At 61.1% G+C, this 22,259-nt stretch carries 16 protein-coding genes and 1 riboswitch; of the genes, 4 read left to right on the forward strand and 12 right to left on the reverse strand.

The window, feature by feature from the left end; all coding sequences use genetic code 11:
- Positions 1 to 32: 32 nt before the first annotated feature.
- The gene (locus J5M66_RS07490; protein WP_206421151.1) at positions 33 to 1,781 is read left to right on the forward strand and encodes a molecular chaperone; all 1,749 of its coding nucleotides are present in this window, start codon (positions 33 to 35) and stop codon (positions 1,779 to 1,781) included.
- Positions 1,782 to 1,885: 104 nt separating this feature from the next.
- Here J5M66_RS07490 and serB read toward each other — a convergent pair whose 3' ends face one another.
- Complete coding sequence (serB, locus tag J5M66_RS07495) at positions 1,886 to 3,100, reverse strand: phosphoserine phosphatase SerB (RefSeq protein WP_016771966.1); 1,215 nt, start codon at positions 3,098 to 3,100, stop codon at positions 1,886 to 1,888.
- A 134-nt stretch (positions 3,101 to 3,234) separates the two neighbouring features.
- Here serB and J5M66_RS07500 point away from each other — a divergent pair, with 134 nt between their 5' ends.
- The gene (locus J5M66_RS07500; RefSeq protein WP_110644890.1) at positions 3,235 to 4,746 is read left to right on the forward strand and encodes an AhpA/YtjB family protein; all 1,512 of its coding nucleotides are present in this window, start codon (positions 3,235 to 3,237) and stop codon (positions 4,744 to 4,746) included.
- 231 nt (positions 4,747 to 4,977) lie between these two features.
- Here the strand turns inward: J5M66_RS07500 and J5M66_RS07505 are convergent, their stop codons facing one another.
- From J5M66_RS07505 to J5M66_RS07545, 9 genes are all read right to left on the reverse strand, one after another.
- Positions 4,978 to 5,688: a PqiC family protein gene (locus tag J5M66_RS07505; RefSeq protein WP_024011350.1), complete on the reverse strand. Its 711-nt coding sequence runs from the start codon at positions 5,686 to 5,688 to the stop codon at positions 4,978 to 4,980.
- Positions 5,689 to 5,873: 185 nt separating this feature from the next.
- Positions 5,874 to 8,138, reverse strand: coding sequence for a DNA topoisomerase IV subunit A (gene parC / locus J5M66_RS07510; RefSeq protein ID WP_024011349.1), 2,265 nt, complete (start codon positions 8,136 to 8,138; stop codon positions 5,874 to 5,876).
- A gap of 7 nt (positions 8,139 to 8,145) precedes the next feature.
- Positions 8,146 to 8,670: a TIGR02281 family clan AA aspartic protease gene (locus J5M66_RS07515; protein ID WP_130888435.1), complete on the reverse strand. Its 525-nt coding sequence runs from the start codon at positions 8,668 to 8,670 to the stop codon at positions 8,146 to 8,148.
- Positions 8,667 to 9,656, reverse strand: coding sequence for an esterase-like activity of phytase family protein (locus J5M66_RS07520; protein ID WP_123443957.1), 990 nt, complete (start codon positions 9,654 to 9,656; stop codon positions 8,667 to 8,669). The genes J5M66_RS07515 and J5M66_RS07520 overlap by 4 nt, the downstream gene beginning before the upstream one ends.
- A complete protein-coding gene (gene parE, locus J5M66_RS07525; RefSeq protein WP_024011346.1) occupies positions 9,656 to 11,563 on the reverse strand; it encodes a DNA topoisomerase IV subunit B in 1,908 nt (635 codons plus the stop codon). Before parE ends, J5M66_RS07520 begins: the two co-directional genes overlap by 1 nt.
- A gap of 41 nt (positions 11,564 to 11,604) precedes the next feature.
- Positions 11,605 to 12,213: a YqiA/YcfP family alpha/beta fold hydrolase gene (locus J5M66_RS07530; RefSeq protein WP_123443959.1), complete on the reverse strand. Its 609-nt coding sequence runs from the start codon at positions 12,211 to 12,213 to the stop codon at positions 11,605 to 11,607.
- A gap of 157 nt (positions 12,214 to 12,370) precedes the next feature.
- Positions 12,371 to 13,186, reverse strand: a complete 816-nt coding sequence (cpdA, locus tag J5M66_RS07535; protein WP_123443960.1) for a 3',5'-cyclic-AMP phosphodiesterase — start codon at positions 13,184 to 13,186, stop codon at positions 12,371 to 12,373.
- A 97-nt stretch (positions 13,187 to 13,283) separates the two neighbouring features.
- Positions 13,284 to 13,736 carry a DUF1249 domain-containing protein gene (locus J5M66_RS07540; protein ID WP_016771972.1) on the reverse strand — a complete coding sequence of 151 codons (453 nt, stop codon included), beginning with the start codon at positions 13,734 to 13,736 and terminating at the stop codon, positions 13,284 to 13,286.
- Positions 13,727 to 14,344: an NUDIX domain-containing protein gene (locus J5M66_RS07545; RefSeq protein WP_024011344.1), complete on the reverse strand. Its 618-nt coding sequence runs from the start codon at positions 14,342 to 14,344 to the stop codon at positions 13,727 to 13,729. Before J5M66_RS07545 ends, J5M66_RS07540 begins: the two co-directional genes overlap by 10 nt.
- Positions 14,345 to 14,571: 227 nt before the next feature.
- On the opposite strand from J5M66_RS07545, the gene J5M66_RS07550 reads away from it, so the two are divergent.
- A complete protein-coding gene (locus J5M66_RS07550) occupies positions 14,572 to 15,318 on the forward strand; it encodes an RsiV family protein (protein ID WP_016771974.1) in 747 nt (248 codons plus the stop codon).
- On the opposite strand, the gene cytX is transcribed toward J5M66_RS07550, so the two are convergent.
- Both cytX and thiC read right to left on the reverse strand, forming a co-directional pair.
- Complete coding sequence (gene cytX, locus J5M66_RS07555) at positions 15,287 to 16,579, reverse strand: putative hydroxymethylpyrimidine transporter CytX (RefSeq protein WP_207809624.1); 1,293 nt, start codon at positions 16,577 to 16,579, stop codon at positions 15,287 to 15,289. The two genes, J5M66_RS07550 and cytX, sit on opposite strands and share 32 nt — an antisense overlap.
- Positions 16,580 to 16,830: 251 nt before the next feature.
- The gene (gene thiC, locus J5M66_RS07560; RefSeq protein WP_207809621.1) at positions 16,831 to 18,720 is read right to left on the reverse strand and encodes a phosphomethylpyrimidine synthase ThiC; all 1,890 of its coding nucleotides are present in this window, start codon (positions 18,718 to 18,720) and stop codon (positions 16,831 to 16,833) included.
- Positions 18,721 to 18,864: 144 nt separating this feature from the next.
- Positions 18,865 to 18,970: riboswitch (TPP riboswitch) on the reverse strand.
- A 204-nt stretch (positions 18,971 to 19,174) separates the two neighbouring features.
- Between thiC and J5M66_RS07565 the strand changes: the two genes are divergently transcribed.
- Positions 19,175 to 20,608, forward strand: coding sequence for a TolC family outer membrane protein (locus tag J5M66_RS07565; protein WP_016771977.1), 1,434 nt, complete (start codon positions 19,175 to 19,177; stop codon positions 20,606 to 20,608).
- The last annotated feature ends 1,651 nt before the right edge of the window (positions 20,609 to 22,259 follow it).

Raw genomic sequence — 22,259 nt, forward strand, 5'->3', positions numbered from 1 at the left:
AAACCGCGGCATTTGCTGCTATGGTTTTGCTCATGAGCCAGACCAACTTATCTCCCAAGCTGCGCGCTCCGACTCCCACGCAAACGCGCCTGTCGTTCTGCGACGCCAGCCCGCGTGATCTCAAGCGCTGGATCGCCGGCCTGCCCAAGGCCAACATCGGCGAAACCGCCCGCCTGCTCTATCAAGGCCTCGGCGAACTGAACCTGTTGCTCACTCCCAGCGACAATCGCCTGCAACTCTTGGAACTGCTGCGGCCCGAGGTGTATTTCGTCTGCCAGCATCTGGAACGGCACTTTCTCCATCAGGCGATCATGCTCGACGAGCGCTCGCGCAAAGTCAGCAACCTGTGTCAGGCGCTGCAAGGTCAGTTGGCCATCGGCTATAAACAGATCGTTCTGCGCATCCTGCCCAAATACAGCAAGGACCGCGCGACGTTGGTCAGCACCGCCTTGCAACGCGCCGCGCATGCCCTGAAGGCGCAACTGGTGCGCGCCACGCAGTTGTACAGTTCACCGCCGGAACATGTGTGGTTCGAATTGCACCAGCTGTATCGCAGCGCGGCGCAATTGCAGCTGCAACAACGGCGGCTGCGCGATGATCTGGCCTTTTTGACCAGCGAACTGAGCGTCGAACAGACCTACATCGCCGCCCTGTTGCTGGGCAGCGCCCGTTGCAATCAGTTGCGCCAGAGCCAGATTGCCCGGCTGGCCGAGGTGATCGAGCCGTGGAGCGCCCTGCTCAAACTGCATCCCGGCAGCGCCGACGACGGTTTGTTCGCCATCAGCCCGGAACTAGATGTCGGCCCGCGCTACCGCAAGATGTTTCGCAGCGAACAACAGAACGGGCTGCTGGGCTTCGATCCGCAACCGCTGGTCAAACAGCTCGAAACGCACCTGCTGCACCAGTCCACCTCGACCCCGTTACCCGTTTCCGCCGGCCTCAGCGTCGACACCCTGCAACATCTGCACGCTACCTGGGGCCAAGCGGCCGAACGCAGCTTTCAACGCATCGCCGGCCAGGGCACGCTGACCGTGTGCGTTGGCATGAGCGCCCTGCACTTCTACCTCGGCGGCGAGCGCACCTTCAGCGAGTTGCTCAAACATCCCGGTGCCCGCGCGGCAAACTTCAGCAGCGTCGTGGCCAGCGGCGAAAAGGACAGCTGGAGTCAGGCGTTCGACGCTGCCCCGCAAAGTAACGATGAGCTGTTGCCGTACGAGGAAATCCAGTACGACCAGTTGAGCGAAGAAGAAGGCCCGGGCAACGCGCCGAATTATCCGACTTACGCCTTGCCGGTGATCAACCATAGTCCCGGCGGTTATTGCCTGGCCTGGCCCAGCGAAGTACCGGCGGAGTTGCAGGCCGGGGAAATGCTCGGCATTCAGGACAGCGAGGGCAAAGGCTGGAGCATTGCGGTGATTCGCTGGATCCGCCAGGTGCGCGGCAGCGGCACACAGATGGGCATTGAACTGGTCGCGCCACACGCACAGCCATGCGGCTTGCAACTGGTCCGAACGAAAGATGATCACAGCCAGTATTTACGCGGTTTGCTGTTGCCGGAAATCAGTGCGATCGATTTGCCGGCCACCGTACTTGCACCGCGCCTGCCGTTTCAGGAAGGCAACAAGGTGTTGATCAACACCCAGGGCGAGGAACACCGCGCCGGACTGGATCGGCGGGTGGCGAGTACGCACAGCTTCAACCAGTTCGCCTATCGCTCGCTGGATCCTGCGCAGAATGGCGGAGGTGAGGAGGATTTTGATTCGTTGTGGAATTCGCTCTAGACCGAGGCGCGGCCTTCGCGAGCAGGCTCGCTCCCACATTCAAATGCAGTTCAAATGTGGGAGCGAGCTTGCTCGCGAAGAGGCCAGATCAGCTTATCGAGATCTCAGAGCTGCCCGTCACGATCCCGGAAACCCAGCAGATACAACACACCATCCAGCCCCAGCGTTGAGATCGCCTGCTTCGCCGACTGCTTGACCAGTGGTTTGGCGCGGAACGCCACGCCCAGCCCGGCAATCGCCAGCATCGGCAAGTCGTTGGCGCCGTCGCCGACGGCGATGGTCTGCTCCAGACGCAGACCTTCCTTGTGCGCCAGCTCCTTGAGCAGATCAGCCTTGCGCTGCGCATCGACAATCGGCTCGATCGCCACGCCGGTGCACTTGCCGTCGACCACTTCCAGCTCGTTGGCAAACACGTAATCGATGCCAAGCTTGGCTTGCAACTGCTTGGCGAAATAAGTGAAGCCGCCGGACAGGATGGCGGTTTTGTAGCCGAGGCGCTTGAGTTCGGCGAACAGGGTTTCGGCGCCTTCGGTCAGGCGCAGCGAGGCGCCGATCGAGTCGAGCACGCTGACGTCGAGGCCCTTGAGCAGCGCCAGACGCTCCTTGAAGCTGGCGCGGAAATCCAGTTCGCCGGCCATGGCGCGCTCGGTGATTTCGGACACTCGATCACCCACGCCGGCCGCCTTGGCCAGCTCATCGATGACTTCCGCTTCGATCAGCGTCGAGTCCATGTCGAACACGGCCAGACGTCGGTTGCGACGGAACAGCGAGTCTTCCTGAAAGGCGATATCGACGTTCAATTCCTGGGCAACGCTGAGGAATTCGGCGCGCAGGGCCTGCGGATCGGCAGCTTCGCCGCGCACGGAAAACTCGATGCAACCCTTGCCCTTGTCGGCCGGTGTGTCCAGCGGCATGCGCCCCGACAGACGGTCGATATGGTCGATGTTCAGGCCATATTTGGCGGTGATCGCGCTGACCGCCTGCAACTGGCCGGCAGTGACCTTGCGCGTCAGCAGGGTAACGATGTGGCGCTTCTTGCCCTGATTGCCCACCCATTGCTGGTAGTCCTCTTCGGACACCGGGGTGAAGCGCACTTGCTGATCCAGTTCGTAGCCTTTGAACAGGATGTCCTTGAGCACCGATTTGCCTTGTTCGGAATCGGGAATTTCAACCAGGATGCCGAACGACAGGGTGTCGTGGATCACCGCCTGACCGATGTCGAGAATGTTCACACCACCTTGTGCCAGAACACCGGTGATGGCCGCCGTCAGACCCGGACGGTCGACTCCCGTGATGTTAATCAGGACGATTTCGCGCAACGCGCACCCCCGCAACTGGAAAAAAACCGCATTCTACCCACTTTCAGTGACCATCGGGCACCGCGAGCGCTTTGCCGGTCTGGGGCCTGTCGCTATACTGCGCGTCAACTTCACGGACAAAGAGCCGAGCTCAAGTGAACCGGCCCACGCCAGTCAAAACCGATAACTTCTTCCTGCTGATCTTCCGTGCACTGCGCCATCGCCGTGTACCGATTGCATTGCGCATTGCCAGCCACAACGTGATCCTGGTCGCTCTGGCCCTGGTGATCTATGCCGGGGTGATGGGGCTGCAATTCAAGCAGGCCATGCACGAGCAGGCCGATGCGCTGGGCGAAAGCCTGACCACGCAGACCGCCACCTCCGCCACCGAGCTGCTGGTGTCCAACGACATCCTCAGCCTCAACGTGCTGCTCAACAACCTGACCAAGAACAAACTGGTCGCCCACGCGGCGATCTACAGCGTGGACAACCGCATCCTCGCCGAGTCCGGTCAGCGTCCCAAGCACAGCCTGCTGGGCGAAGCCGAGGGCATGTACGAGAGCAAGATCACTTTCCAGGACGTGACGGCCGGGCAACTGCGCATCAGCCTGGACATGGATCAGTTCCAGCAGCCAATGACCATCAGCCTGCAAAGCATGGGCATTCTGAGCGCGATTCTGCTGGCACTGTCGCTGGCTCTGAGCCTGCGCATGGGCCGTTATCTGTCGACGCCACTGCTGCAATTGCGCGTGTGGCTGCGCCGCATCGACGCGCATACACCGGGAATCGATCGCCAGGATGAAATCGGCGATCTGGCGCGCCAGCTGCACGCCAGCTACGCCCCGGAACCTGAGCCTGAACCTGAACCCGAGCCGGAATTCGCCGAGGAAGAAGACGAGCCGGAATTCGAAGTGCGTAACCTGCGCGATCCAAGTTTCGACGAAAGCCGCCCGCTGGCCGCGAAGAAACCGGCGCCGCGTCACCTGGTCAGCACCGTCGAAGACGATGATGACGATGACGCCTTCGCCGACCTGCGCGACGAATCGCTCAACGGCGCCGCCCAACCGCTCACGCGCAAACCGAGCCCTGACGTGCCGCAGCATACCGCCGTACTGGCCGTGCAACTGGGTTCGCAGGAACAATTGCGCCGTTTGCCTCGCGCACGTCTGGAAGAACTGCAGGAACGCTATCGCGACTGCCTCGAGCAGGCCGCTTCGCTGTATCAGGGCGAAATCGAAACCCTCAACGATGGCAGCACGCTGTTGCTGTTCCACACCGAAGATTGCGGCGACGATTACCTGACCAATGCCATCTGCTGCGGCGAACTGCTGCGTGCTCTGGGTCATCAGTTGCAGATCGAGGTCGCAGACAGCGGCATCACCCTGCAATTGCAGCTGGGCCTGACCTTGGGCGACGAATTGTTCGGCCTGAGCCAGATTGATCTGCTGCTGACCGATTCGGCCCAGGATGCACTGGCCTTGTCGCAACACAGCCGCAATCTGCTGCTGGTTGAGCGCAAGATCAGCGATGACGCGTTGATACGCCAACGTGCGCGGATCCGGCCGATCGCCAGCCCTGAAGGCGCGTGCTGTGTGGAGCGGTTGATGGAGCCTTATCCATCGATGCTGGAGCGGCAACTGGCGCGGATGCATGAGCGCCGGGCGTAAGGCTTAGGCCAGATACGCAAAAGCCCGCAGATGAGTGATTGTCTGCGGGCTTTTTGTTGCCTTTACTGGCCCCTTCGCGAGCGGGCTCGCTCCCACATTTAATCGGCGACGTGCAGGCCCTGTGGGAGCGAGCCTGCTCGCGAAGGGGCCAGCGCTGAAGACGAATAATCTCTGCCCCCCAGACACAACAAAGCCCGCACAAGGCGGGCTCTGTTCTGACGCGTTCCAGCCTCAGAAGCGAAACACTTCCATATCGGTACGAATCGGCGAGGCCATTGGAATCTTCGGCTGCTTCTCGGCATCCGCCGCCGGCGCTGCGGGTTTCGGCGCGGCTTTACGCGGTGCCTCGGCCACGGGCGGCTGGTTGGCCAGTGGCTTGAGCGCCACCGACAACTGCTCGGCCAGACGCTGCAACAGAACGCCTTGTGCCTGCACCTGGGACGCGGTGCTGCCGGCGTGCGTTTCCTGCAGGTGAATGATGCGATTATCACGCACCTTGCCGCGACGATCGATCAACCGCCACTGCGCATCGAGAATCGCCGGTTGTTTCGCTCCGGAATCCAGACGGGTGATGGTCAGCAACACCTGCACATCCGGCGTGAACCCGGCGGTAGCAGGCGCCAGCACCACACGCTGGCTGTCCAGGTGACCGGCGACCTGACGCATCAGCAACTGATCGATATCCGACGAAAGGCTGCCAGCCCAACGACCGTCGGTCGCCGCTTGCAGGCTGCCGTCGGGTTGACGTTGCAGCAGGGTTTCGCGTTGCAGGTAATCGGCTACAACCACCGGCCCCAGCAAAACCGCCATGCCCGCGCTTTGCGCAGGCTGAACCGGACTTCCGCTGTCCAGTTGGTACAGCGACACCGGCTGGTGAACGCTGCAACCCGCCAGGCCAAGAACGCCGGCGAGCAACAAAATAAGGGGGCGTAGAGCAGTCATCATCCCGTCCAGGTGGCCGCCACAAGGCTGACCACAGTGAAAATACTCAATAAATATGAAGAACGCTCGGCCACGCCGGCGCTTGAAAGGCCATATCATCCGTGAATATGCGTTCCGACTCCAGCGCCAAAGCGTCGATCTACGCGTTTAATCGCAGATCGAACGCTCTAGGAAGGCGTTCTCGCCTAATTGAGGTTTTCGACGAGCAGCGCATCGACCCGCTGAAAGCCCCGCGGAAGTTTGTTTCCGCGCCGTCCACGCTCACCTTTGTAGTGCTCGAGGTCGTCGGCTTTCAGTGACAGAGTCCGTTTGCCAGCCTGCAACACCAGGGTGGCGCCTTCCGGCAGAACGGCGATGTCCGTGACATATTCTTCGCGACTGGCCACGCGTTCACCGGAAATACCGATGATCTTGTTGCCTTTGCCCTTACCCAATTGTGGCAGATCGCTGATTTTGAAGATCAGCAGGCGACCTTCGGTCGTGACCGAGGCCAGCCAGTTCTGCTCACGATCGGCCACAGGGCGCGGTGCGATGACCTTGGCGTTGTTCGGCAAGCTCAACAGCGCCTTGCCGGCCTTGTTCTTCGCTTGCAAATCTTCACCCTTGACCACAAAGCCGTAACCGGCATCGGAGGCAATCACGTACAGCGCATCGTCTTCGGGCATCAGCACACATTCGAACGAGGCGCCCGGTGGCGGCGTCAGACGGCCGGTCAACGGTTCGCCCTGACCACGGGCCGACGGCAAGGTATGAGCAGCAACCGAATAGCTGCGGCCGGTGGAGTCGATGAACACGGCAAACTGGTTGGAGCGCCCCGCCGCCGAGGTCTTGAAGCCATCGCCGGCCTTGTACGACAGACCGGTGGCATCGATGTCATGGCCCTTGGCCGAACGTACCCAGCCTTTTTCCGACAGCACGACGGTGACTTTCTCGTTCGGCAGCAGGTCGTGCTCGCTCAACGCCTTGGCTTCGGCGCGCTCGACGATTGGCGAGCGGCGGTCGTCGCCGTAGGTTTCGGCGTCTTTGAGCAGCTCGGTGCGCACCAGTTTCTTCAGCTTGGCTTCGCTGCCCAGCAGGGCTTGCAGCTTGGCTTGTTCCTTGAGCAGTTCGTCCTGCTCGTCGCGCAGCTTCATTTCTTCCAGTCGCGCCAACTGACGCAAGCGGGTGTCGAGGATGTAGTCGGCCTGGATCTCGCTGAGGGCGAAGCGCTCGATGAGCTTGGCTTTCGGATGCTCCTCGGTACGGATGATGTGAATCACTTCATCCAGGTTGAGGTAGGCAATCAGCAAACCGTCCAACAGGTGCAGACGACGCTCGACCTTGTCGAGGCGGAATTGCAGGCGGCGACGCACCGTCAGCACGCGGAACTCCAGCCATTCGACCAGCAGCGCACGGAGGTTTTTCAGCTGCGGCTTGCCGTCCAGACCGATGATGTTGACGTTGACCCGGTAGGTCGATTCCAGCTCAGTGCTGGCGAACAGGTGCTGCATCAGCGCTTCGTGATCGACGCGGCTGTTGACCGGGATGATCACGATGCGGCACGGGTTTTCGTGGTCGGATTCGTCACGCAGATCGGCGATCTGCGGCGCTTTCGACGGTTTGGCCTGCATCAGCGCGGCAATCTGCTCCAGCACTTTGGCGCCGGAGACCTGATGCGGCAGCGCGGTAACGATGATGTCGCCGTCCTCGACGTGGTACACGGCGCGCATACGCACCGAGCCCTTGCCGGTTTCGTACATCTTCAGCAGGTCGGCGCGCGGCGTGATGATTTCCGCTTCGGTCGGATAATCCGGACCCTGAATGTGTTCGCAGAGCTGTTCGACCGTGGCTTTCGGCTCATCCAGCAAGCGTACGCAGGCGGTGGCGACTTCGCGCAGGTTGTGCGGCGGCACATCGGTGGCCATGCCCACGGCGATACCCGTGGTGCCGTTGAGCAGAATGTTCGGCAGGCGCGCCGGTAATACCAGCGGCTCCTGCAGGGTGCCGTCGAAGTTCGGGCCCCAGTCAGCGGTGCCCTGGCCCAGCTCGCTGAGCAGCACTTCGGAATAGCGCGACAGCCGCGCTTCGGTGTAACGCATGGCGGCGAAGGACTTCGGATCGTCCGGCGCACCCCAGTTGCCCTGGCCGTCGACCAGCGTGTAGCGATAGCTGAACGGCTGCGCCATCAGCACCATCGCTTCGTAGCACGCCGAGTCGCCGTGGGGGTGGAATTTACCGAGCACGTCACCGACGGTACGCGCCGATTTCTTGTGCTTGGAATCGGCGTCCAGCCCCAGCTCGCTCATGGCGTAGACGATACGCCGCTGTACCGGTTTCAGGCCGTCGCCGATATGCGGCAAGGCACGGTCCATGATCACGTACATGGAGTAGTTGAGGTAGGCATTTTCGGTGAAGTCAGCCAGCGATCGGCGTTCTACACCGTCCAGGCTGAGATCAAGGGAGTCGCTCATGCGGGCCTCATCGGTTCGTTGTCTGGCGCAGCAGCATGGTGCCACCGCGCTGGGTAAATTCAAGTCTGTTCAGGGCGCTCATGCCGAGCAGCACCTGATCGCCATGCAGTCCCGGCGCCACCAGTGCGCGGACATCGCGCAGGATGATGTCGCCCAATTGCAGACGGGCAATCTTCGTTCGGTAACCCTGGCTCAGGCCATTGGCCGTGCTCAGGGTCACGCCGAAACCTTCTTGCAGCTTCAAACGCTTGGCCAGATCCGCCGGGATCGCCACATCGGTCGCGCCGGTGTCGAGCATGAACTCCACCGGCTCGCCGTTGATCTGGCCGCTGGCGACAAAATGCCCTTGGGCATTGCTCGCCAGTTTCACTTCGATAAATCCTTCGCCCTGCTCCGACGTAACCACGATGTTCGGATTCTGCTGGCGCTGTTCCCACTGACCGAAAAACCGCGTCGCGAGAAACAGCGCCGCGCACCAGGCGAGGATCATCAACACACGACCGGCACGCTTGCCCGGTGGCTGCTGGCTCATGGCCTGGCACTCCAGCCACCGTCCGGCGCGGCAAAGCGCCAGACCACCGGGCGGACTTCGCCATCGGCACGCGGGCCAAAATTGTTGTCGACGCCGATCCACGCACCTTCGGCATCAATGATCAGCGCTTCCTCCAGTCCGTAGTTCTGCGAGTAGCGACGTTTTTCCTGCAACAGTTCGCCGGCATACGACCAGCACTGCTCGACCTTGGCCGTCTGCGCATCGCGACGGCATATCTCGAAAGCGTTGCGTTCAAGGGTAAACAGCTTGCCGTTGAACAAGGAAATGTCGGAAAAGTCGCGATGAACCGCTTTCGCCTTGGGAAACTGTGGCGGCTGCATCTCCTTGCCGCCCTCACTGAGCAGCACGCAGCGACCGTCACAATCCCACACCGTCTGCTGGCGCTTGATCAGCAGCAAACCGCGCTTTTGCCGTTCGGCGGCCAGCCATATCTGATCACCGGCCGGGTTGATCGCCAAGCCCTCGAAGATCGAATTGAACTTGAGCAGCAGGCCGCTCGCCCGCGCTTCGCGAACCAGCAGCGGCGAGATTTTCAGCCAGTTCGCCGGGCCGCTGACCGGCACCTGCAACACCGCCGCATGGGCCTCACTGACGATGTAGCGATTGCCTACGCTGTCGCAACTGATGCCTTCGAAATCCAGATCGCCACCGCGAATGAACGATGCAGCCCAGGTGCGCGAACTCAAACCCCACGGCAAGCCGCTCTCGGGCACGGGCGGCACGTCGATGTGCACGGTTTGCGCCTGCCAGACCGGATCGCGGGTATCGAGCCGATAGATCTGCTCGTCATCGCGATCGGAAACCGTCCACAGCTCATTGCCGCACATGGCCAGCCCCGACAGGTTACCGCCGCGCATGCCTTCGACCGGGTGTTCGGAAAGCAGCCGCAATTGTTGCAGCGGCTCGGCCGACACGCTCAGCGCACTCAGCAGCAACGCACCCGCCAAGGCCCAGCCAAACTGCATCAGGCCAGCACCTCGGCGAGGTTGCCTTTGGATTCCAGCCAGGATTTGCGGTCACCGGCGCGTTTCTTCGCCAGCAGCATGTCCATCATTTCCGAGGTTTCGGCGAAGTCTTCGCCCAGCGTCAACTGCACCAGACGCCGAGTGTTCGGGTCCATGGTGGTTTCACGCAGTTGCGGCGGATTCATTTCGCCCAGACCCTTGAATCGGGTGACCTGCGGCTTGCCGCGTTTCTTCTCGGCCACCAGGCGATCGAGAATACCGTCGCGCTCGGCCTCGTCGAGGGCGTAGTAAATCTCTTTGCCGAGGTCGATACGGTAAAGCGGCGGCATCGCCACATAGACGTGACCGGCATCCACCAACGGGCGGAAATGCTGGACGAACAGCGCACACAACAAAGTGGCGATGTGCAGACCGTCGGAGTCGGCGTCGGCGAGGATGCAGATCTTGCCGTAGCGCAGCTGGCTCATGTCCGCCGCGCCCGGATCCACGCCGATCGCCACGGCGATGTTGTGCACTTCCTGGCTGGCGAGCACTTCGCTGCCGTCGACTTCCCAAGTGTTGAGGATCTTGCCGCGCAACGGCAGGATCGCCTGGAATTCCTTGTCCCGCGCCTGTTTGGCCGAACCGCCGGCGGAGTCACCCTCGACCAGGAACAGCTCGGAACGCATCGGGTCCTGCCCGGCGCAGTCAGCCAGTTTGCCTGGCAGCGCCGGACCTTGGGTGACGCGTTTGCGCTCGACTTTCTTGCTCGCCTTGAGACGGCGGCCGGCGTTGTTGATCGCCAGTTCGGCCAGGGCCAGACCGGTTTCCGGGTTGGCGTTGAGCCACAGGCTGAACGCATCCTTGACCACACCGGAAACGAACGCCGCCGCTTCACGGGATGACAGACGCTCTTTGGTCTGGCCGGAGAATTGCGGTTCCTGCATCTTCATCGACAGGACGAAAGCGATGCGCTCCCAGACGTCTTCCGGCGCCAGTTTCACGCCGCGCGGCAGCAGGCTGCGGAACTCGCAGAATTCGCGCATCGCATCGAGCAGGCCCTGACGCAGACCGTTGACGTGCGTGCCGCCCTGGGCGGTCGGGATCAGGTTGACGTAGCTTTCCTGCACCGCGTCGCCACCTTCCGGCAGCCACAGCAGCGCCCAATCGACCGCTTCTTTATTACCGGCGAAAGCGCCGCAGAACGGCTCGTTCGGCAGACGTTCGAATTCGCTGACCGCATCGACCAGATAAGAGCGCAGGCCGTCTTCGTAATGCCACTCGACTTTCTCGCCGGTGCCTTTGTCTTCGAAGCTGACCAGCAAGCCCGGGCACAACACAGCCTTGGCCTTGAGCACATGCTTGAGGCGGCTGATGGAGAATTTCGGTGAGTCGAAGTATTTCGGGTCCGGCGCGAAGTACACGCTGGTGCCGGTGTTGCGCTTGCCGACGGTGCCGACGATTTCCAGCTCGGACGCCTTGAAGCCGTCCTTGAAGGTCATCTGGTATTCGTTGCCGTCACGCTTGACCCGTACGCGCACTTCGGTCGACAGCGCGTTGACCACGGAAATACCCACCCCGTGCAGACCGCCGGAGAACTGGTAGTTCTTGTTGGAGAACTTGCCGCCCGCGTGCAGCTTGGTAAGGATCAGTTCGACGCCGGACACACCCTCTTCCGGGTGGATGTCGACCGGCATGCCACGGCCGTCGTCGCTGACTTCCAGCGAATGGTCGGCGTGCAGGATGACCTGCACCGATTTGGCGTGGCCGGCCAGGGCTTCGTCGACGCTGTTGTCGATGACTTCCTGGGCGAGGTGGTTCGGCCGACTGGTGTCGGTGTACATGCCGGGGCGTTTGCGCACCGGGTCGAGGCCCGAGAGGACTTCGATGGCGTCGGCGTTATAAGAACTAGCGCTGGGAGTGGCCATAAGGTCTCGTCGTCAGTCATTCATGAAAGAGGGGCAAGACTTCACAGCGTGGTGAAATCGATTGCCTGATACATATCGGCAGCCATGCCGGCAAAACTCAGCAACGCCGGCAATTGCCCGGCAAAGCCCTGGAAACTGTGGTCGCCGCCAGCCTGGATGCGCAAGGCACAGGCGCGGTAATACTGTTGGGCGAGGCGATAATCCAGCGTTTCGTCGCCGGTTTGCAACCAGACCTGATAACGCTGCGGATCCTGCGGTGGTGGCACTTCCAGTTCGGCCAATGCCGTGACGTGGTCGTGGGTCAGTTCCCAGGCTTCATCGGTGTAGAGGTTCTTCTGCGTGCCCAGATAACCATCGAACATCCGGTGCGGGCTGACCGCCGGGTTGACCAGCAGGGCTTTCAGGCCATGGCGCTCGGCCAGGTGAGTCGCATAGTAGCCGCCGAGCGAACTTCCCACCAGCAACGGCCGGCCCAGCTCGGCGATTGCCTGCTCGAGCTGACCGATGGCTTCGCGCGGATGGTGATGCAGCGCCGGCACGCGCAATTGCTCGCTCAAACCCAGCCGCTCCATGACCGCGACCAGCTGACAGGCCTTCTTCGAGGCCGGCGCGCTGTTGAAACCGTGGATATAGAGGATCGAACCGGACATTTGAGCTCCCTGGCTGTCGGCGAAAGATAGCGGAGTTTACAGGGAGTCAGAGCAATCGTGGGTGTTTGTGCGGCCGCCTTCGCGAGCAGCCTCGCTCCCACAGGGAAACGCATTCCAGCGTGGGAGCGAGCCTGCTCGCGAAGAGGCCCGTATGGTCTCAGTAACCGTTGGAACCGTAATCAATCTGAAAGTCGAATCCAGTCACGCGCTCAACCCCGGTTTCCAAACGCCCGTCCGGCAACAACCGCAGCCAGCGATACCCCGGCGCCTGCTCGCCCACTTTGAAATCCGCACTCCCGGGCTCGAACTGGATGCACGTCGAGGGCGAGGCCATCAAGCGCACGCCATTGCGGTCGCGATCGATTTCCTGATGCACATGCCCCCACAGCACCGCGCGAACCTGTGAAAAGCGATCCAGCACTTCAAAGAACGCTTCCGGGTTGCGCAAGCCGATCGGCTCCATCCACGCGCAGCCGATCGACACCGGATGATGATGCAGGCACACCAGATGATGACGCTCCGGCGCCTCGCTCAGCGCGCGGGCCAGCAGCTGCAACTGATCATCCTGCAGATAACCCGGCACCGAACCCGGCACCGCCGAATCCAGCATCGTCACCCGCCAATTGCCAATATCGACCACCGGCTCCAGGAGCGTGCTCTGCACCGCCGCCTCGGCCATGACCATCGGCTCGTCGTGATTGCCGGGAATCCAGCGCGCCGGGGCATTGATCTGCGCGCTCAGTTGGCGGAAGGCCTGATACGACTCCAGCGTGCCGTCCTGGGAAATATCTCCGGTCGCCAGCAGCAGATCGATCTGCGCCTGTTGCGCCAACACCAGGTCGATGACCTGTTGCAGGCTCTCGCGGGTCTTCATGCCCAGCAGCTTGCTGTGCGCTTCAGCGAACAGGTGGCTGTCGGACAACTGCACCAGCAGCGCCGGGTCGGCGCTGGTAATTGTCGATACGCTGGGCAAGGCGCTCTCCCGGGGCTAGGCACGCAATGGATGGGTGCGGCAATTATGCTGGGGGATGACACAAAGGGGAAACCGCCGAAGCGGACGCAGTTCACAACTAGCGAACGACTTCGTACTCGTGCCCCAACGCCAGGCAATGACTCAGCCATTCGCCCAGAAACACATTGAGCTGGGCCTTTTCATCGGGCTGGTGCATGGCGGCGTTCGGATAAGGATAGATGCCGCGAAAGCGTCGTGCATGCTCGGCGCTGACCACTTCGGCCATGCGCGCGTCGTGGTAGACCTGCACTTCCAGTTGCGGCACCGGCAACCATGGCAGGCTGTGCTCCTGGCGTACCTGCAAGGTCGTGGTGTACGGGCAGGTCTGCAGCACTTCGAGGGCGAGCACGCCGAGCATCTGCTCGCCCTGGGTCACGGCGATACGCCGCGCCTCGGGTTCGTTGCGCATGTCCGGCAGCAGTCGCATCAGGCGCGCGTAGTTGGCCTCGCAGGCGGCTTGCAGCCCCACGAGGTCAACCCGATAACGATCGCGCAGCTTGTTTACGACCATAGCCCCCTCACTTCGGCGCGGTTCAGCGCCAGCCACTGCAAGGCGATGATGCTCGCCGCGTTGGCAATCCGTCCGTCACGCACGGCCTGCAAGGCATCTTCAAAGGCCCAGACCGTTACGCGAATGTCTTCGGCCTCTTCTTCCAGCCCGTGCAGCCCGCCGACACCGTCGGTGCTGCAACGCCCCAGATACAAATGCACGAATTCGTTGCTGCCACCCGGCGATGGGAAATACTTGGTCATCGGCCACAACGCCTTGATGTCCAGCCCAGCTTCCTCCTGCGCCTCGCGGTGAGCAACTTCTTCCGGTTGCTCATCCTTGTCGATCAGACCGGCGACCAGCTCGACCAGCCACGGGTTGTCGGCCTTGCCCATGGCGCCGACGCGAAACTGCTCGATCAGCACCACTTCATCGCGTTGCGGATCGTAAGGCAGGACGCACACGGCATCGTGGCGCACGAAGATTTCCCGGTTGATCTCGCGGCTCATGCCCCCGGCGAACAGCTCATGGCGCAAGTGCACACGGTCGAGCTTGTAGAAGCCCTCGTAGCATTTTTCGCGCCGCACGATATCCACGGCGGTCGGAATGGCGTTGGCAAAGTCAGTCATGATCATCCTCTTTACTGCATATCCTTTACGGGGTTTCCGTGTACAACCGGCAACCTCGACTTCGCGCCATCCTAACGCGCCCGCACCGTTTGATGCAGCCCCTTTACCGTCAGCGGGATGGACGGTGAAGCTGAAACACACTCTAATCAGCTTAGTGGCGAACTGACTGCTCCGTTGAGAGTCGAAGCGGTATCTTTTTGCCTTCCCCTGCTTTCGAAAGGACGCCCATGTCGCTTTTCAAAATTGCCTCTGTGGCCGCTATTGCCCTGACTCTGGGCGCCTGTGCCAGCCTGTTCCAGCCCAACTATCGCACGCCGCTGGAAACCACCCGCGACGCCTCGGAACAACTCAAACCCGGCTGTTCCAATCCCGATTGCCCGCTGGTGAACATCGACACCCTGCGTTTCCCGGACGAGCCGGCACTGGACGGCATCATCGAAAAACGTCTGCTGCAAATGACCCGCACCGAGAAGAACGCACCCGTAGCGCCAACCCTGGCCGCCTACCGCGAGCAGTTTCTGGCCAGCGCCGGCCCGCGCAACAGCAGCTATCTGCAAGCGAAAGTACGCGAGCAGCATGACGGACTGGTGATCATCGAGCTGTCGAGCTACCTCGACACGGGCGGCGCCCACGGCACGCCGGGTCGCGGTTTCATCAACTATTCGCGCCAGCAGCACAAGGTGCTGAACCTGTCCGACATGTTGCTGCCGGGTCAGGAAGAGGCATTCTGGAAAGCCGCGCAAGTGGCGCACAACAGTTGGCTGATCAGCACCAAGCTCGATCAGGAGGCGGAATTCGTTGCGAACTGGCCGTTCGTGAAAACCCCGCACGTGGCGCTGACCTACGGTGGCGTGATCCTCAAGTACGACGTGACCACCATTGCGCCTTACGCGCTGGGCCACGTCGAACTGAAGATTCCTTATCCGCGCCTGAACGGCATTCTCAAGCCTGAGCTGTTTCCCGGCCGTAACTGAAGGCCCGGCCCAGCACCAGTTGCAACAGCCCTGCCAGCACCAGCGCCGGCAGGGTTGCGCCGACATCCGGATACAGATTCGCCAGCAAGTGGTAGGTGCTCACGCCACCCAGCCACGCCAGCAACGTCGGCCAGCGCAATGCGGCTGACGCGACCTGAGCACTGCGTTTGCGTAGGATGAAGTGATCCACCAGCACCACGCCGAACAGCGGCGCGAACACCGAGCCGATCAACAGCAGGAAATTCTGGTACTGCGCCAACGGCGCCAGCAGTGCGATCAGCGTGCAGATCACGCCGATGGCCAAAGCCAGGTGCTCGACTTTCAGACGCAACAGGATCCCGCTCGAGACCGCTGCCGAATGTATATCGGCAAAAGCGTTTTCCGACTCGTCGAGCAGAATCAGCAACAGCGGAATGCCCAGACCGGCACCTGCCAAGGCCAGCAGCAGCGCGTTGACTTCACCGCTCGGCGCAAACGCCAGGGTGTAGGCCACACCAAGGCTCATCAGCCAGAAATTGCCGATGAAGAAACCCACAGCCGTGCCACCGAAAACATTCTTTGCGCGTTTGCCGAAACGCGAATAGTCGGCAATCAACGGCAGCCACGACAGCGGCATGGCGATGGCAATGTCGAAGCCCACCGCGAACGGCATCGAGCCGTCACCGGCGCGCGCCCACAGCGCCACGAGGTCGGCTTTGGCGAACAGGTTCCAGGTCAACCACAGGCACGCGGCGAGCAGCAGCCAGATGCCCCACTTGCGCAGAATCTGCCGCACGAACGTCAACGGCCCGCTCACCGCGAGCAAGGTCGCCAGCGCACCGAAGAACAGCGTCCACAGCATCGGATTGGCCCACAGCGAACCTTCGCTGAAGGCGCGGGTGCCGAGCAGGCTGGCGGCGTCGCGCATGACGATGATTTCGAACGAGCCCCAGCCGATCAGTTGCAGCAGATTGAGCAGCGCCGGCAGGCTCGCGCCTTTGCTGCCAAGGCTGAGCTTCAGCGCGGCCATTGATGACAGGCCGGTGTCGCTGCCGATCACGCCGACTGCAGCCAGCAACAGCACGCCCACCAGCGTGCCGAGGAAAATCGCCAGCAAAGAACCGGACAGACCCAGACCCGGCGCGAGCAATGCGCCGGTCTGCAAAACCATCAGGCCGATGCCGAGGGAGAACCACAGGGAAAACAGATCGCGACCGCCGAAGACACGCTTTTCAGCGGGGACGGCGAGGTCGGGGGAAAAAGTGCCGGGTTGAATGCTCAAGGGTGTTATCTCAAAGAGGAGCAGGAAAAAGCTGCAAGCTGCAAGCCGCAAGTTAAAAGCGGTACGCGGACTGCTTCTAATCTTGCAGCTTGCCGCTTGCCGCTTGTGGCTAGACTTTTGATCGTTCCCACGCTCTGCGTGGGAACGATCAGTGAAAAAGCTGCAAGCCGCAAGTTAAAGCGGTACGCGGACTGCTTCTAATCTTGCAGCTTGCCGCTTGCCGCTTGTGGCTTGTGGCTTGTGGCTTGTGGCTAGACTTTCTTGTACAGCTGACTGCCTTCCTGTTTGAACCGCTCGGCCTGCTCAGCTAGCCCCTTGGCGACGTCCACATCGACCGCGTCAATGCGTTGGTTGGCCGCATACTCGCGGACTTCCTGGGTGATTTTCATCGAGCAGAATTTCGGCCCGCACATCGAGCAGAAATGCGCGACCTTGGCCGAGTCCTTCGGCAGGGTTTCGTCGTGATAGGAACGCGCGGTGTCCGGGTCCAGGCCGAGGTTGAACTGGTCTTCCCAGCGGAATTCGAAACGCGCCTTGCTCAGTGCGTTGTCACGGATCTGCGCGCCCGGGTGTCCCTTGGCCAGGTCCGCCGCATGTGCGGCGATCTTGTAAGTGATGATCCCGGTCTTCACGTCATCCTTGTTCGGCAGGCCCAAGTGCTCCTTCGGCGTCACGTAGCAGAGCATCGCGCAACCGAACCAGCCGATCATCGCCGCGCCGATACCGGAAGTGATGTGGTCATAGCCCGGCGCAATGTCGGTAGTCAGCGGACCGAGGGTGTAGAACGGCGCCTCGTCGCAGCATTCGAGCTGCTTGTCCATGTTCTCTTTGATCAACTGCATCGGCACGTGGCCCGGGCCTTCGATCATGCATTGCACGTCGTGCTTCCAGGCAATCTTGGTCAGCTCGCCGAGGGTTTCCAGTTCGCCGAATTGCGCTTCGTCGTTGGCGTCGGCAATCGAGCCCGGACGCAGGCCATCGCCCAGCGAGAAGCTGACGTCGTAGGCCTTCATGATTTCGCAGATTTCGTCGAAGTGGGTGTAGAGGAAGTTCTCTTTGTGGTGCGCCAGGCACCACTTGGCCATGATCGAACCGCCACGGGAGACGATGCCGGTGACGCGTTTGGCGGTCAGCGGCACGTAACGCAGGAGCACGCCGGCGTGAATGGTGAAGTAGTCGACGCCCTGCTCGGCCTGTTCGATCAGGGTGTCGCGGAACAGCTCCCAGGTCAGGTCTTCAGCGACGCCGTTGACCTTCTCCAGCGCCTGATAGATCGGCACGGTACCGATCGGCACCGGCGAGTTGCGGATGATCCACTCGCGGGTTTCGTGAATGTGTTTACCGGTGGACAGGTCCATCACCGTGTCCGAGCCCCAGCGAATGCCCCAGGTCAGCTTCGCCACTTCTTCTTCGATCGAAGAACCCAGGGCGCTGTTGCCGATATTGCCGTTGATCTTCACCAGGAAGTTACGGCCGATGATCATCGGTTCCAGTTCGACGTGGTTGATGTTGGCCGGAATGATCGCGCGACCACGGGCGATTTCTTCGCGGACGAATTCAGGGGTGATTTCTTTCGGAATGCTTGCGCCGAAGCTGTGGCCCGCATGTTGCTGGTTCAACAGGCCAGCGGCGCGGGCCTCTTGCAGCTTCATGTTTTCGCGGATGGCGACGTATTCCATCTCGGCAGTGATGATGCCTTTGCGCGCGTAGTGCATCTGGCTGACGTTGGCCCCGGCCTTGGCCCGGCGCGGGTTGTTGACGTGGGCGAAGCGCAGTTTGGTCAGTTCGGCATCGGCCAGACGCTGCTGGCCGAAGTTCGAACTCAGGCCCGGCAGGCGCTCGGTATCGCCACGGTCATCGATCCACGCTGAACGCACATCGGCCAGACCTTTGCGCACATCGATGACCACGTTCGGATCGGTGTACGGGCCGGAGGTGTCGTAGACAGTGACCGGCGCATTGATCTCGCCGCCGAAATCGGTCGGGGTTACATCGAGGCTGATTTCGCGCATCGGCACGCGAATGTCCGGGCGCGAGCCCTGAACGTAGACTTTTTGCGAACGGGTGAACGGCTTGACCGACTGCTCGTCGACCTTGGCCGAGTCACTCAGGTTGATCGCGTTTTTTTCTTTTGTTGTCATCACAGGCTCTCCAGACAGCATCCAGCAGTGGATTGTCGGAGCAGAACCTGAAAGGCACGGACGCACCAGGACCGGTGCTGTGCATTCGTCATGGCGTTCGATTGTCGAACAATATCCCGGACGAAGCACAAGAGGACTCGCCGGGTGACGAGAAATCTTGTTCCCTACGCAGGCGCTAACCTGATCAGGTTCAACGGGATCCGAAATTATTCGATCTCAGCCTCATAGCAAGGCACCCCGACAAGAACCCGGCCAGTCTAGACACAACCATCAAGGAACGCCAACACCGCAGCGAACGCCATGATGAATGGCGTAAATACCCAGGTTGGCCGATTGTTGCCGGAGCAATGCGCAACTACACTCGCTGGGCCTGCTCAGCCTTGACGCTGTGCAGGCCGCGCCTTACCTTTGGCGCCCGGATTACTTCCATAATATTCATGCTAGGGATCGCCTCATGCTGCGCAAACTTTCATTGGCTGTTGCCGTGTCCTGTGCGTCCAACACAATGGCCTGGGCAGCGGAAGCACCCTTGTCGACCAAAACCGATCTGGTCAGCGTCTATCAGGAAGCGGTCGACAACAACGCCGACCTCGCCGCGGCCCGCGCCCAGTATGGCGCGCAGAAAGAAGTGGTGCCGCAGGCCCGCGCCGGTCTGCTGCCGAACCTGTCCGGTGGCGCCGAAGTTGCTGACGTGCGCACCTCGATCGACCAGCCTTCGGCCATCGCCAACCGCAGCGCGCATTCCTATCAGGCGACCCTCGCGCAGCCGCTGTTCCGCGCCGATCGCTGGTTCCAGTATCAAGCAGCCAAGGACGTCAACGAACAGGCCGCGCTGCAACTGTCGGCGACCGAACAGAACCTGATCCTGCAGAGCGCCGAAAGCTACTTCAACGTGCTGCGCAGCCAGGACAATCTGGCCTCGACCAAAGCTGAAGAAGCGGCGTTCAAACGTCAGCTCGATCAGTCCAATGAGCGCTTCGATGTCGGCCTTTCGGACAAGACTGACGTGCTGCAATCGCAAGCCAGTTACGACACCGCGCGAGCCAACCGCATCGTCGCCCAGCGTCAGGTCGATGATGCGTTCCAGGCGTTGATCACCCTGACCAACCGCCAGTACAACTCGATTCAGGGCATCGTTCATACGCTACCGATCTTGCCGCCCGCGCCCAACGATGCGAAATCCTGGGTCGACACGGCGGCGCGGCAGAACCTCAATCTGCTCGCCAGCAACTACGCGGTCAGCTCTGCCGAGCAGACACTCAAGCAGCGCAAGGCCGGCCACTTGCCGACCCTCGACGCCGTGGCGAAATACGAGAAAGGCGACAACGACGCCCTCGGCTTTGCCAACCCCAACTCGTTCGGCGCGCCTTATGGCGGCAACGTCGAGCAGAGCACCCTGGGCCTGCAACTGAACATCCCGATCTACAGCGGCGGGCTGACCAGTTCGCAAGTGCGTCAGTCCTATGCGCAACTGGATCAGAGCGAACAGCAGCGCGAATCGCTGCGCCGGCAGGTGGTGGAAAACACCCGCAATCTGCACCGCGCGGTGAACACCGACGTCGAGCAGGTGCAGGCGCGCCGCCAGTCGATCATCTCCAACCAGAGCGCGGTGGAAGCCACTGAAATCGGTTATCAGGTCGGCACACGCAACATCGTCGACGTGCTCGACGCGCAGCGTCAGCTGTACACCTCGGTGCGCAATTACAACAACACCCGCTACGACTACATCCTCGACAACCTGCGCCTGAAGCAGGCGGCGGGGACGCTGAACCCGGGTGACCTGGAAGACCTGCGGCGCTATCTGAAAGCCGACTACAACCCTGACAAGGATTTCCTGCCGCCGGATCTGGCGTCGGCGGCCGAGGCGCAGCTCAAGGCCCGGCCATAAACAATCTGGAATGAATTCCCTGTGGCGAGGGGATTTATCCCCGATCGGCTGCGCAGCAGTCGTAAATCATGCTTGCCAGATCTGACTGAATCACCGCGCTGAATGGTTTTGGGGCTGCTTCGCAACCCAGCGGGGATGAATCCCCTCACCACAGTAATATTCCAAGCGACTATTGGATCAGCCGCGCCAGACCATCCAGCCAAAGGCGCGGCCATGAAAAATCTGGAATGAATCCCCTGTGGCGAGGGGATTTATCCCCGTCCGGCTGCGCAGCAGTCGTAAATGCTGCCTGCCAGATCTGACTGAATTACCGCGTTGAATGGTTTTGGGTCCGCTTCGCAACCCAGCGGGGATAAATCCCCTCACCACAGTAATATTCCAGGCGACTATTGGATCAGCCGCGCCAGACCATCCAGCCAAAGGCGCGGCCATGAAAAATCTGGAATGAATCCCTGTGGTGAGGGGATTTATCCCCGTCCGGCTGCGCAGCAGTCGTAAATCCTGCTGGCCAGATCTGACTGAATCACCGCGCTGAATGGTTTTGGGGCTGCTTCGCAACCCAGCGGGGATAAATCCCCTCACCACAGTCATATTCCAAGCGACTATTGGATCAGTCGCGCCAGACCATCCAGCCAAAGGCGCGGCCATGAAAAATCTGGAATGAATCCCCTGTGGCGAGGGGATTTATCCCCGTCCGGCTGCGCAGCAGTCGTAAATCCTGCTGGCCAGATCTGACTGAATCACCGCGTCGATTGGTTTTGGGGCTGCTTCGCAACCCAGCGGGGATAAATCCCCTCACCACAGTCATATTCCAAGCGACTATTGGATCAGCCGCGCCAGACCATCCAGCCAAAGGCGCGGCCATAAAAAATCTGGAATGAATCCCTGTGGTGAGGGGATTTATCCCCGTCCGGCTGCGCAACAGTCGAAATCCTGCTTGCCAGATCTGACTGAATCACCGCGTCGAATGGTTTTGGGGCTGCTTCGCAACCCAGCGGGGATGAATCCCCTCACCACAGTAATATTCCAGGCGACTATTGGATCAGCCGCGCCAGACCATCCAGCCAAAGGCGCGGCCATGAAAAATCTGGAATGAATCCCCTGTGGTGAGGGGATTTATCCCCGTCCGGCTGCGCAGCAGTCGTAAATCCTGCTTGCCAGATCTGACTGAATCACCACGCTGAATGGTTTCGGGGCTGCTTCGCAACCCAGCGGGGATGAATCCCCTCACCACAGTAATATTCCAAGCGACTATTGGATCAGCCGCGCCAGACCATCCAGCCAAAGGCACGGCCATAAAAAATCTGGAATGAATCCCTGTGGTGAGGGGATTTATCCCCGTCCGGCTGCGCAGCAGTCGTAAATCCTGCTTGTCAGATCTGACTGAATCACCGCGCTGAATGGTTTTGGGGCTGCTTCGCAACCCAGCGGGGATAAATCCCCTCACCACAGTCATATTCCAAGCGACTATTGGATCAGTCGCGCCAGACCATCCAGCCAAAGGCGCGGCCATGAAAAATCTGGAATGAATCCCTGTGGTGAGGGGATTTATCCCCGTCCGGCTGCGCAGCAGTCGCAATAGCGGTGGACACGGTTTTTCTAAATGACCGCGTTGAATTATTTTGGGGCTGCTTCGCAACCCAGCGGGGAT

It is taken from the genome of Pseudomonas sp. 67(2021), assembly GCF_017491835.1.
GTDB classification, from domain to species: domain Bacteria; phylum Pseudomonadota; class Gammaproteobacteria; order Pseudomonadales; family Pseudomonadaceae; genus Aquipseudomonas; species Aquipseudomonas atacamensis.